Below are 13,590 nucleotides of genomic sequence, written 5' to 3' on the forward strand. Positions count from 1 at the left end.
CGTGCGGTTGGGTGACCCGTCCGGCTCGCGGATCGCGTTGATCGGCACGTCGCGGTACCGCGCGGGCAGCGGGCTGGACGACGTGCCGGCGGTGGCGAACAACCTCCGCGCCTTGAAGGAGATCTTCGCCCACCCCGACCTCGGCGGGATGCCGGAGGCGCACGTGCGGACGTTGCTCGACGCCGAGACGCCCGCCCGGGTGGACGAGTGGTTGGAGGACATCGCGCGCGAGAGCCGCGACCTCCTGCTCGTCTACTACTCCGGCCACGGGCTGATCGGCGACGACGAGGAGTTGTACCTGACCGTCGGCGGATCCGACGTGGACCACGTGCACCGCACCGCCGTGCCGTTCGAGTGGATCAAGCGAGCGATCCTCGACAGCCCGGCCCGGACCAGGGTGCTGATCCTGGACTGCTGCCACAGCGGCCAGGCCATGGCGCGGATGGGTCGGCTCGGCGGCGGGGTGACGGCCGTGCTCCAGCAGGTCGACATCGAGGGCACCCAGGTGATCACCGCGTCCGGACCGAGCCAGGCGGCCCGCGCGCCGAGTGGTCAGGAGTTCACCGCGTTCACCGACGTGCTGGTGCAGCTCACCCGCGGCGGCGTCAACGGTGGCCCCGAATTCCTCACCAGCAGCTACCTCTTCCCCTACCTGCTGCACCTGCTCGTGCGCGCCGGCCTGCCCAAACCGCACCAGCAGACCAAGGACACCGCGGGCCAACTCGCCCTGGTGCGCAACGCCGCCTTCACCGACCGCTCCGCGCCCGAACTGCGCCTGCCCGGCACCGAACCCGTCCGCGCCGACCTCGTCGTGCCGCGCGAGGACTACGTCCCGGCCCGGAAGGCGTTGCGGGAGTGGGAGGAGCACGGCCGGTTCGTGCCGCGGCACTACGACCGGCTGGCCGCCGCCTACCGCGACGGCGGCTACGAGCACGACGCCGGTGTCGTGCTGATGGCCGAGGTCCGCCGCAGGTACCGGGCCCTCGCCCGCGAGCAACCGCTGGGTGGCCCGCACGTGCTGCTGTGGAGCGCCCTGCAACGCGCCGTCGCGGGCTACGGCTACCGCCCGGTCCGCGTGCTGGTGTGGCTGTTCGTCGCGATGGCGCTGGGCACCTCGTGGTTCTCCGCGAACCCACCGCTCTCGGTCAACCTGGACGACCGCCCCGCCGGCAACCCGCTCCTGATCTCCGCGGACCTGCTGCTGCCGATCGTCGACCTGGACCAGGACGGCCGGTGGGCGTTCGCGGGGCCGAGCATGTGGGTGGCGAGCGCGCTGATCGTGACGGGGTGGACGGCGCTCACCGTCGTCGCCGCCTGCGCCGTCCGCGTCCTGGGGCGCTAGGCCAAGGACGCCAACGTGATCGCGTCCTCCCGGTCCGACGCCACGCCCATCGCGTAGGCCATCTCGAACGCCGCGTCGCCGATGTCCGCGCGCAGCGACGCCGACAGCCGCACCACGTCCGGGTCGCGCGGGTCGGGCGCGCCGCGGAGTTGTTCCGCCGCGCCGAGAACGCGGGCCGCGGCCGCCGGGTCGCCCGCCGCCACGACGGTCGCCGCCGCGGCCACCGCCACCCGCGCCAGCACGGGCATGTCCTTGCCCACCATCGCGTGGTCCGCCGCCTGCTTCACCAGCGACCGCGCCTCCTCCGGGTCACCGAGGTCGGCGGCCAGGTAAGCCTGCCCCACCACCACCATCGCCCGGAACTGCGGCACGAAGTACGTCTCCGCCACCGCCATCATCGCCATCCGGTACTGCCGGGCCGCCTCGGCCGGGTCGCCGTCCCACCGCGCCAGGTCGCCCAACATCAAGCGCGCCAACGCGACCGGCGTGAACGCGGTCCACCCCTCGAACGCGGGCCTGGTCAGGCTCAGGCACTCCTCGCGCGCCCGCTCGACCTCGCCCACGTGCACCAGGGCACTGGCCAGCAGCACCCGCTCGTGCGCCGCCTCGTCGGTCGGGTCGAGCTCGCGCAGCAGCGAGATCGACTCCTCCAGCGCCTCGACGGCCTTCTCCGCCTCGCCGAACGCCTGGTGCACCGACGCGACGGCCGCCTGCACCTGGGCCAGCCCGAACCGGTCGCCCACCGCGCGGAAACCCTCGATGGCGCGCGTGCTCGACTCCCGGGACGCCGCGAGGTCGCCGACGTTCTCCTCCACCGCCGACCGCAGCATCCACAGCAGCGCCCGCGTCCACGGCACCGGGTGGTCGTGCGCCCGCTCGATCGCGGCCAACGCCAGGTCCGTGTCGTCCAGGAACAACCCGATCAACGGCTCCAGCAACGGCAGCACGGGGTGCTCCGGCACCGACTCGGCGACCTCGGCCACCTCGCGCATCCGGCTGATCTGCTCGGCCAGGTCCCGGAAACCGCCGGTGATCGCGGAGTTGATCAGCTGGAACGCCCGCACCACCTCGCGTTCCGGCGACGGCTGCTCCCCCGGCGCGTCCAGCGCGAGCTGGAACCAGCCGAGCGACTCGCCCCGGTTGCCCCGGATGGTCCAGAACAACCCGAGGGCCGCGGCCAACCGGACCGCGGTGTCCGCGTCACCGGAACCGGCCGTGAAGTGCAGTGCCGCCAACAGGTTGTCGCGCTCGGCGTCCAACCGCGCGATCCACTCCAGCTGCTCGGCCGCGCGCAGGTGGGGCTCCGCGGTCTCCGCCAGGTCCCGGAAGTACTCGGCGTGCCGCCGCCGCGCCTCGCCGATCCGCCCGGTGTCCGCGAGCCGCTCCATCCCGTACTCGCGGATCGTCTCGAGCATCCGGTAGCGCGGCTGCGGCGCTTCCGCCACGTGCAGCAACGACTTGTCCACCAACGCGTTCAGCAGGTCGAACGCCCGATCGCCGACGAGCCGTTCGGCCGCCTCCACGTCCACACCGGCCGGGAACACCGCCAGCCGCTCGGCGAAATCGCGCTCGTCGTCGTCCAGCAGGTCCCAGCTCCACGCCACCACCGCGCGCAACGTCTGGTGCCGGGGCAACGCCGTCCGACTGCCGCCGGTCAGCAACCGGAACCGGTCGTCCAGCCGGTCGGCCAGCTGCGCGGGCGACAACGTCCGCAACCGGGCCGCCGCGAGTTCGATCGCCAGCGGCAACCCGTCCAACCGGCGGCACACCTCGGCGACCGCCGCCGCGTTCTCCGGCGTCACCGCGAACCCCGGCCGCACCGCCGCCGCGCGCTCGGCCAGCAGCGCCACCGCCGAACTCGCCCGCACGTCGGACTCCGGCACGTCGCGACCCGGCACGTCCAGCGGCGGCACGGGCCGGATCGCCTCGCCCGTCACGCCCAGCGGTTCCCGCGACGTGGCCAGCACGCGCAACCGCGGGCACCGGCCCAGCAGCTCGTCGGCCAACCGGGCCGCCGCGTCCACCAGGTGCTCGCAGTTGTCCAGCACCACCACGACGTCCGCCTGCGCCAACGCCTCCACCAGCCGGCCCATCGTGTCGACCGGCCCGCTCGGCCGGTCCACGCTCCGGTTCTCCCGCAACGACAACGCGCCCAGCACCGCGGGCGCCACGTCCGCCGGGTCGGTCACCGACGCCAATTCCACCAGCCACGCGCCGGGCTCCCGCACCGCGACCTCGGTGGCCAACCGGGTTTTCCCCGCGCCACCCGGCCCGACCAGCGTCACCAACCGGTGCGCCGACAGCGCCGCGCCGACCGCCGCGACCTCCGCGTCCCGACCGATCAGACTCGTCAACGGGGTGCGCAGGTTGCCCGAGCGCGGCCGTTCCTGGGGTTCGGCGCGCAGGATCGCCAGGTAGGTCTCGCGCAGCTCGGGCCCGGGGTCCGCGCCCAGCTCGTCGGCGAACGTGCGCCGGACGTCCTCGTAGGCGGCCAACGCCTCGGCGGGCCTGCCGTCGGCGAACAACGCCCGCAGCAGCAACCCCTGCAACCGCTCGCGCAACGGGTGCCGCGCGGCCAGGTCGGTCAGCTCGGCCACCAGGTGCCCGGTCTGCCCTACCGCGAGGTCCGCCTCGGCCCGGTCCTCGACGGCCGCCAGCCGTGCCTCGTCCAAGCCGGCGATGTACCCGGTGGCGAACGGCAGCGCCGCCGCGTCCGCCAACGCCGGGCCGCGCCACAGGTCGAGTGCCTCGCGCAGCAGCCGGCGCGCGGTCGTCGGGTCGCCGTCGGACAACGCGCGCCGCGCCTCCCGCGCCAACCGGTCGAACCGGTGCGCGTCCACGTCGTCCGGAGGCAGGTCGAGCAGGTAGCCGCCGGACGCCGAGCGCAGCGCCGTCGGCTCCGGGAGCACGCGGCGCAGCCGGGACACCAGGGAGCGGACCGCGCTCGTCGCGTCGGCCGGTCGCTCGTCGGGCCACAGCGCCTCGGCCAACTCCTCGACCGTCACCACGCGACCGTTGGCGAGGGCGAGTCTGGCCAGCAGCACCCTCAGGCGCGCGCCACCGACGTCCACGGTCCCACCCGCCGCGACGACCCGGAGCGGCCCGAGCACACCCACCTGCATGGCGCAACTGTGCCACGGGTGCCGCGATCGGGCCCCGCACGGGGGGTGTCCCGCTTCCGCCCGGAAATCGGCCGAACCGACTGGTCCCAGTGGGTGAAAGCACATCAAGAGTGGATTACGACCCCCACGGCGCGGCCGCGGATGTGGTGAACCTGAAAGGGCCACGATGCGCGGAACGGGGGAAAGGTGGACCAGCACACCGGCCTCGAACAGGTGCTGACCGCGGACCAGCCGTTCGGGCCGATAGTCACCGAGGACGTCGTCCACCTCGGACGATCCCAGGTGGACCAGCTGTTCGACCGCGGCAACCGCAGTTATCGACTGGCCGTGGCGGAATCGACGCCGACCTACATCATCGGCCGGAAAGGGGCGGGCAAGACCGCATTCCTGCTCGGTTCGAATCTGGCCGGCGGAGCGCCCCGGGAAGTGCTCCGGACGGAAAACGTCTACCACGAGATGCTGAAAGTCCTGCACGCCTACAGCCGGGAGCACGAGCCGTTCGTCGACCAGCGCGCCGCGCTGTGGCACGCGCTGTTCGACCACGTCGCGCTGTTCCACGCGTGGGTCGGCTTCGACGGCGACGACCGGCTCGGCCGGCTCAACGTCCTGGGCGCGTACCTGGGCCCGTCGACCGAGCCGGGCGTGACCGCGAGCGAGGTCGCCGAGCGGTTCCTCGGCGAGTTGCGCCGGCGGATCGAGGAGCACTCGGGCGAGTCGCTGCGCGAGGCGGTGGACAACGTGACGCACGGCGGCGCGGTCCCGTTCGCCCAGGCGCGGGCCGCGATGCACGACCTGCCGGCCGACCGGCCGTTGGTGATCGTGATGGACAACCTGGAGGACCTGCACCTGCGGTTGCCCGAGCTGACACCGGCGTTGACCGGGTTGTTCCGGTGCGTCGGCACGATGATCGCGCGCAACCGCGACAACCGGCCGTTCGGCGTGCAGATCTGCCTGCCGTCGGAGCTGTTCGACAAGCTGCACGAGATCGCCGCCGCGCCGGAGAAGGACCTGCGCGGCCGGTACCTGAAGATCTTCTGGACCGCGCCGGAACTGCTCCGGCTCACCGGCAACCGACTGGCGCTGTACCTGCGCACGCACCACCCCGCGCAGCTGGAGGTGTTGCGGCGCAAGGCCTCCGGCATCGACCCGAGCGAACCGGCGGTGTCGCTGCTGCGCGCGGCGCTTCCCGAGCGGGTGCGCACCGGCCTGGACTTCGAGGAGGACCCGCTCGCGTACCTGTTGCGGCACACCCAACTCCTGCCGCGGCACCTGATCCAGATCCTCAACTGCGTGTTCAGCCGCCGGGACCGGGGTTCCACGCCGTGGGCGGTGACGCCGACCGCGGTGATCGCGGGCACCCGGTACGCCGAGCACGTGCTGGTGACCGGCGTGCTGACGGCCTACCAGGCGTCGTTCCCGCTCGCGGGCGCGGTGCTGCGCAAGCTCGCGGGCCGCGTCGACATCTCGTTCCCGGCGCGGTCCCTGCACAAGGTCTACAACCAGCAGGGCGTGCGCAAGCTGACCGGCCTGGACTTCGACGAGTTCCTGGCGATGCTGTTCACCCTCGGCGTGCTGGGCGTGCGGTTCGACCAGACCGGCCGGTACAACAAGGCGCACTTCCAATACACGTTCGACTACGACCTCGTGGCACGCGAGGATGTGGACGAGTTGTGCGTGCACCCGCTGTTCACCCGGTACCTGCTGGAGCGCTCGCTGCCGAGGTTGCGCGAGGCGGGCGCGCACGCCACCTACCCGTACGGGTGCGACCCGGCCGGAGCCGATTACCGCGACGCGTTCGGGTACGCCTGAGGAGGCCACCGTGGCCGTGGCACCACGCACGAACAAGCCGATGCCGGGGGTGTCGGCGGAGTACGTGGCGCCGCCGCCCGAGGGGCCGCGGATCGGGATCGCGCTGTCCGGCGGCGGGATCCGCTCGGCGGCGTTCAACCTGGGCGCGATGCAGGCGTTGCAGGAGAACGGGTTGATGGACAACGCCGAGTACCTGGCGGCGGTGTCGGGCGGCAACTACGTGGCGAGCGCGCTCGCGATCTCGGCCGCGCGCGTCGACCCGGAGTTCGCCAACGGGAAACCGCCGTGGGGCAGCGGGTCGCCGGAGGAGCGCTACCTGCGCCAGCACACCGACTACCTGGCGCCGGGGTGGGTCGGCAAGCTGTGGATGCTCGCGAGCGTGGTCTACGGCTTCCTGGTCAACTACGTGCCGTTCGTGCTGACGGCGGTGATCGTCGGGCGGCTGGCCGGGTGGGGCCTGTGGTCGGTGGGCGTTCCGCTGTCCGACCTGCGCCTCAACGGCCTGCGCCCGCCGCACTCGGTGCTGGTGGCGGTGCTGGTGGGCGCGGTCGCGGCGGCGGTGCTCGCGGCGCTGCTGCTGGTGCTGTACCGGCGGTGGTTCAAGAACGACGACCCGGGCGACTACGGTGGTTCGGCGGCGGAGAAGGTGGCGTCCCGCCTGCTGGTGTCGGCGGGCGTGCTGCTGGTCGCGATGGCGCTGCCGCCGTTGGCCCGGGCGTACGGCGCGGGCTCGACGTGGGTGCTGGCGGCCGTCTTCCACGAGGACCCGGCGCTGTTCCACACCACGTGGGGTCGGCTGGTGATGGCGTTCCTGTGGCTGCTGGTGTCCCTGGTGCTGGCGGGCGTGGCGCTGGTGCTGAGCAACCGGTTCCGGGCCCGGCGGGCGATGCTGGTGCTGTCCTCGTTGGCGGGCGCGGGTTTGCTGCTCGTGCCACTGCTGTCCGCGCTCGAGCACTCCGCCCGCACGGGGTTGCACTCGTGGTCCGACGCGATCGGCGTGACGGCGTTCGCGTTGGTGCTGCTGGGAATGGCGGTCTTCGTGCACAACCGCCGCTACTCGATGCACCTGTTCTACCGGGAACGCCTGAACAGCGCGTTCGCCCTGCACCGCACCCGCGACGAGCAGGGCCGGGTGGTCGCCCAACCCATAGACTTCCGCGAGCGGCTGTACTTCACCGACCTGAAACCGTTGACGCGCATGCCGAAACTCGTCGTGTGCTGCGCCGTGAACCTGACCACCGACGACGTCCCGGTCGGCCGCTTCGCCGAGTCGTTCACCTTCGAGCAGGACCGCAGCGGCGGCCCCCTGTTCGACTACGACGACACGTTCCGGATGGAGCAGCGCGACGGCCTGGCCGGCACCCAACTCACCCTGCCGTCCCTGATGGCCGTCTCGGGCGCCGCCCTGTCCCCCCTCATGGGCCGGTACACCTATCCCCCGCTGCGCTTCCTGATGGCACTGACCAACGTCCGCCTGGGCGTCTGGATCAAGAACCCGCTGCACCAGGCGTGGCGCGCACCCGTGGAACCGACCACCGGCTGGTCACGCGCGTGGCGCGCGGTGAAACGCGGCTGGCTGGAACCGGGAGCGTGGTACGTGCTGCGGGAAGCCTTGGGAGCAGCCAAATCCACCCACCGCTACATCTACCTGACCGACGGCGGTCACTGGGAGAACCTGGGCCTGGTCGAACTCCTGCGCCGCCGCTGCACGCACATCCTGTGCTTCGACGCGAGCAGCGACACCACGGGCGGCGGCCTGGACATCGGCCGGGCCATCGCGCTGGCGAGAAGCGAACTGAACGTGGACATCACCCTGAACCCCCGCCCGGTGCTGCCGAACGAGGACGGCATGAGCGAGGAGATGACGGTGGAAGGCACCATGCGCTACCCCAACCCAGGCGCCCAGGAGGGCAAACTCGTCTACGCCAAAGCCGTCCTGACCCCAACCGCAACGTGGGACCTACACGCCTTCAAGGCCAGGGACTCCCGCTTCCCGAACCACTCCACCGGCCGCCAGATGTTCACCGACGAACAATTCGAGGCCTACCGAACCCTGGGCCACGAAGCAGGCAACCAAGCCTGCACCCGCCTCAACCTCGCCCCCCGCCAGTGGAAACGCCCCTGAGCGTTTTCAACAACGCCCGCGCGTCCTCCTTCATCACCGGACTCCACCACGCCAGGTGACAAGCGGCGTCATCCCGGATATGCCGCGGGACGGCGTCGTCGAACGCGATCTCCCTCGCGACCACGGCACCGAACTCCTTTTGATCCCGGCGCAGGTCGACCATCCCCACAGCACACGAAAGCCGCTCCCAGGGACTCAGTGCCGGATCGAACGCCATCTCCCGGAGACCCTCGGCGCCTTCGTCCGCACGAGCCTCGCCGATGGCCAGAAAAACGAGCCTGCGGTGCGTGGGTTCGGCACCCACCAGAAACGCCCGCAACCTGTCGAGCACCTGTCGCCGGCGCCCGGGGAACACCCTGTTGAGGGTTCCGGCACTTGCGACCCTCGTGGTCAGTGGCACCGACTCGTCGACCAGCAAGTCCTGAAGGGCGTCCAACGCCATCGCACGGCCCTGTGCCCCGAATCCGACCAGGTCCTCGGCCACAGCCCACCGCAGGCGGGGGCGCACCGCCCGGTCCCGCGCGATCGCACCGAGAACCGCGGCACCGGCCCGGCGGTCCTCGATCGTGCGTGCTCCCAGCACGTCGGCCGCCTTCCACCGCAGGACGGTCGAGCTCCGCACGTCGTCCCTGATCGCCCGGAGCCCGGCCAAGCCGTCAAGGAGTCTCAGCCGGAACAACGCCGTCACCCGGCGCTGCTCCGAGCCCGACTCCCCTCGCGCGACGTGGCGGAAGAAGGCCGCCACCGACGGCGATGGAGCCCAATCCAAAGTCTGCGCCAATTGGGCCGCCCTCCACCGCACCGAGAATCCGGCGGAGCCGTCCACCACCAATTCTTCCGCTTGGTCGAGGACACGACCCCGACTTTCCGCACCAAGGGCGGACAGTTCCGACCACGCGGCGAATCGCGCACGCGGTTGCGCCGCCAGTGTCGTGAGCACGTCCACTGCCTCAGCCCTGCACTCGGCGGACAGCGAGGCGAGCACGCCGGCGGCCGACACCCGCTCCGACAGGCTGCTCTCGGCGGCGGTCAGGGTTTCGCGGACGAACACCTCCGCCCGCCTCACGGTCGACCTGTCGCGGAACCGCCCGGTGAGGCGTCGATCCGACATCCACGAGTAGTCGTCCACCCACAAGGCATGTTCGGCGTGCTTGCGCCACTCCAGTGGCAGTCGACGCAGCAGGCCGGCGTTCGGCGCGATCGCGCGATGCAGAGCGGCGCCGAGGATCAGGTGCAGCATCTCGTCGTCCCGCCAAGACACCGTGTTGTCCCACAACAGCACCGCGGTCGCCTTCTCGGACGCGGTGAACGTCATCCCCGAGGCGAACCGTCGAAGTGCGGCAACCGCTGTCCCGGCCTGCGTCCGGTCCAACCCCGCCAGTCGGCTGGCCGCCATGCAGCGGGTGGCGATCTCCTCGTCGTCGTCGTTCACCACGCGCGACTCGAAGGTCACCGCCTCCGACCGCATCGCCGGATCCGCCTCGACCAGGTACCCGTACATGCCGGAGCGGTCCAAGTAGGGCGAGCACTCGTTCCGCGCTTCGCTGCGCAGCCAGGACGACATCCCGACCTCCCCCAGGTCCGCGAGCACCTGTGCGGCCAGCACCCTCTGGTAGCACCCGCTGTCGGGATCACCGTGGATCGCGCGCAACCGCCGGGTCACGTCACCTCCCAGCCGGGCGATCGTCCGACAGGCCACCCTCCACGAGTCGTCCCGCATCGACCAGCGGACATCGGTCACGAACGCCACCGCGACCTCCAGGTCCTCCGGAGACCAGCGCGCGAGCAGCACCGCGGCGTCGTCGTTGCGCCCGGCCTCGATCGACCTGTCCGCGAGGAGGCCTTTCAACGCGCGGACCACGTCCGGATCCCCGCCCACTCCCAACTCGTCCAGCGCCCGGACCGCCTGCCACACCCGCGCGGACGGTGATCGCCGATCGGCGATCACGGATCGAAGTGCGGACACCAGCCGATCGCGGAACGCGATGCCGGCATCGGTGAGGCAATTCGCGAGTCGACCCAGGTCGACCAACTGCCCGTGGCGGTCAGCGCACATCTCGACGAGCGCGTCGCAAACGCGGTGCTCGTATCCCCTGCCCAGATGCAGAAGCCCCAGCGCGGCCGACAGCCGAACCGTCGCCGTGCGCGCCGCATCGTCCAGGACTTCGAACATGGATCCCGCCACCGCGTCGTGATCATGCGCCGTGCCCCAGGCGATGGCGACCCGGTGGGAAATCCCGACACCCGAATCATCCCCGCGCACCAGGTCGAGGAACACCGCACACGCCTCGTCACGCAGATCCTCCCGCAGGCGCACCAACTCTTGCCACGCCTCCACGACCAAGCGCGGATCCGGGTGGTGCCGCGCCACCACGACCAAGCGCTCCACCGCCATCGCGTGGAAGCCGGGTCCGCAGTTCACCAACTGCCCCGCCAAGTGCGGCACCCTCCGGTGATCCGTACCCGGATCGGAGAATTCCGTCAGCATCATGTCCAACGCCGGCGAGCGGAAGGGCTCACCGAGGTCGATCAAGGCGCTCAGCACCCGGGTGCGGCGAGCAGGAGCGATCAACGGGTCCACGAGCAACCCGCGCAGCGCACGACCGCACTCCTGACGGAAGTCCGGTCCGTGCTTGGCCAGCCACACCGACGCCCACAACACGTCGGACGCGGTCGTGCCGGGGTCCAGGAGCGCGTCCCGCAGAATCGGGATGCCCTCCCGCTTCCACTCTCCACCCAATCTCGCGAGGTCGTCGGCGCAGTACACCCGCTCCGAGGGGCTGACGCCCGGTTCGGTCAGCAGGGACACCAGTCGCGTGCCCGCCGCTTCCTGGAAGCGCGGGCCGAGGTCGGCCACCGCGGACGCCACCCGAACCCGGTCGGAATGAGACAGGCGCAGATCCCGGCTCAAGGAGAACAACGCGTCAGCGGCCTCATCGGGTCGAGTAGCCCCCAACGACGCCAAGGCCTTGGCCGCCGCGGAACGCCCGGTCAGGCTCAACACCGGATCGCGCAGCACGGCGCGGAACACCTCCGCACCGTGCTCGGCGAACTCCGCCCCGACCTCCACCAGGCCGGTGGCCACCTGCACCACGTCCGTGGTGGGCAGTTCCCCGCTGTCCAGAGCCACCGACAACGCTTGCGCCGCCATCGCCTTGGCCTCGCGGCCGAACGCGGACAGGACGACCGCGGCCGTGCGCAGGCTCGCGCCGCTGCTCGACGGGTCCGCGAGCACCGCTCGCAACCCCCGCTCGGACACCGCCCGCTCGTCAGGTCCGCTCTGCGCCAAGGCTTCCGCGGCGACCAGTCGGTTGCGCACGGGCACACCGGCGTCGTCCACGACCTCGCGCAGGAACGCCAACGCCTCCGCCGTGTGCGCGCCGCGCAACCGGTTGGCCAACGCGGTGGCCGCCGACGCCCGGGACGACCACGGCGCGGCCTCGTCCCGCATCAGGTCCGCCAGCCACGCGACCAGTCCCCGGTGGTACCCGGCCCGGCTGACCCTCCCGAGAACCGTGGTGCCCGGATAACCCGACACCATCGCCCACGACCGGGCGGTGACCAGGAACGCGGTCAGCACCTCGGCGCTCACGGGGGCGTGGTTGGCCAACAGCCGCGCCGCCAGCACGTGCTGATCCGCTCCCTGCGCGTGCAGGTGGTCGATCAACGCGTCGGCCTGGTCCGGTCGGAGCCGGGTGTAGTGCAGCAGCACCGCACGGGCGTGTCGCCCGGGCTCCCAGGACCTCGCCACGTGCAGGAGGTGGTCCACCAGGTCGTGCGCCGGGTCGAACACCTCCGGCAGCTCGCGGGCCCTGGCCGTCGCCGCCAGGTGTTCGGCGAAGCTGTGGTGCAGGAACGACACGTCGTCGTTCCTGATCGTGAACAGCCCCACCGACACCAGGAACGCCATCAGCTCGACCCGGTCCGGCGTGTCGACCCACGCCTGCGCCGCCTCCGTCAACGGGGTGTCCGACTCCAGCCGGGTGCGGCCGAGGTGTTCCAGCAGAGCGGTGCGGCGCGCCTCGAACCGACCTGCCGGGCGATCCGCGCACAAGAACGTCAGGTAGGCCTCGTACAGCTCGTACTGGTTGTCCGGCAGCGGCCGGTCGGTGTGCTGCTCGAACACGATCGCCGCGATGGTGGCCAGCAGTGGCACCTGGACGAGTTCCTTCAGGTGCGCGTCCCGGACCTGGTGCAGGAAGCGCTCCGCGTCGGCCTCCGGGAACCAGTTGCGCGCGAAGCGCTCCAGTGCCTCCTCGTCGAACGGCTGGAGCTCGTACCGGTTCGCGTGGTGCAACGGGGCGAGCGCGGTGCCCTCGATCGGCCGAGTGGTCAGCACGACCCGGTAGGTGTGGCCCGCCCACCGCGCCAACACCCGCACCAGGGTGTCGCGCTCCTGGGTGTCGACGATCTCGTCCAGCCCGTCCACCAGCAGCAACCACCGACAGCCTGCCACCCGGTCACCGAACACCGCCGCGTCGATCGGCGGGCCCAGCAGCGCGCCGTACTCCGTGCTCGCGCTGTCCGCCAACGCCCGCGGGAACGGCACGCCCAACCGGGCCGCCAACGTGCTCGCGGTGAGCCGCAACGGCACCACGCACTCGGCCAACGGGGTGTCCGCGTCCGGATCCTCCCACCGCCCGACGACGTCCGCGGCCAGCCGCAGCGAGAGCGTCGACTTGCCCTGCCCCGGGCCGCCGGTCACCAGCAGGTGCTCGTCCTGGTCCAGCACGTCCCGCACGGTCCGCGACGGCGGTCGCACGGACACCCGGATCGCCGGCGCCGCGGGCAGGTTCACCAGGTGGTCGTGCTTGTCCAACACCGGCCACGACTCGTGCTCCGGTCGCTCGACCGCGGTGCCCAACTCCTGCCGCACGTACACCGTGTCCAACTGCGGCCGCCGAGCCCCGCGCAGCTTGTACGTCGAGTCCTGCGCGAGGTGCACCTGCGCCGCCATCAACGACCGCACGCCGTCCGGCAGCTCCGGGAGATCGGACCACCCGAGAGAAGCCGGGCGCGGGGCCGGCACCACGACAGGTTTCCCCGTCGAGTGGAAATGCACACCGCCACCGATGTACCCGGCCTGGACGCTGATCCCCTCGACGTCGCCGCCGATCTGGTTGCCCGGCACAGGTTCCACTCGTGGTCCCCTCTCTCCCGACCCGGCATGGTCTCACGATCGCGGGCCGCGA

At 71.7% G+C, this 13,590-nt stretch carries 5 protein-coding genes; 3 read left to right on the top strand and 2 right to left on the bottom strand.

Annotated elements, in window-relative coordinates:
* The first annotated feature begins 1 nt into the window (after position 1).
* The gene (locus tag AB0G50_RS11270; RefSeq protein WP_360105395.1) at positions 2 to 1,342 is read left to right on the top strand and encodes a caspase family protein; all 1,341 of its coding nucleotides are present in this window, start codon (positions 2 to 4) and stop codon (positions 1,340 to 1,342) included.
* On the opposite strand, the gene AB0G50_RS11275 is transcribed toward AB0G50_RS11270, so the two are convergent.
* Positions 1,339 to 4,464: a BTAD domain-containing putative transcriptional regulator gene (locus tag AB0G50_RS11275; protein ID WP_360105398.1), complete on the bottom strand. Its 3,126-nt coding sequence runs from the start codon at positions 4,462 to 4,464 to the stop codon at positions 1,339 to 1,341. The genes AB0G50_RS11270 and AB0G50_RS11275 overlap by 4 nt on opposite strands.
* Positions 4,465 to 4,650: 186 nt before the next feature.
* On the opposite strand from AB0G50_RS11275, the gene AB0G50_RS11280 reads away from it, so the two are divergent.
* Positions 4,651 to 6,273 (top strand): hypothetical protein, encoded by a 1,623-nt coding sequence (locus tag AB0G50_RS11280; RefSeq protein WP_360105401.1) that lies wholly within the window; start codon positions 4,651 to 4,653, stop codon positions 6,271 to 6,273.
* A gap of 10 nt (positions 6,274 to 6,283) precedes the next feature.
* A complete protein-coding gene (locus tag AB0G50_RS11285; RefSeq protein ID WP_360105404.1) occupies positions 6,284 to 8,398 on the top strand; it encodes a hypothetical protein in 2,115 nt (704 codons plus the stop codon).
* Here the strand turns inward: AB0G50_RS11285 and AB0G50_RS11290 are convergent.
* Positions 8,364 to 13,538 (bottom strand): NACHT domain-containing protein, encoded by a 5,175-nt coding sequence (locus AB0G50_RS11290; protein WP_360105407.1) that lies wholly within the window; start codon positions 13,536 to 13,538, stop codon positions 8,364 to 8,366. The two genes, AB0G50_RS11285 and AB0G50_RS11290, sit on opposite strands and share 35 nt — an antisense overlap.
* Positions 13,539 to 13,590 lie beyond the last annotated feature (52 nt).

Origin of the sequence: Actinosynnema sp. NPDC020468 (genome assembly GCF_040642015.1) — a bacterium.
Classification (GTDB): Bacteria; Actinomycetota; Actinomycetes; order Mycobacteriales; family Pseudonocardiaceae; genus Actinosynnema.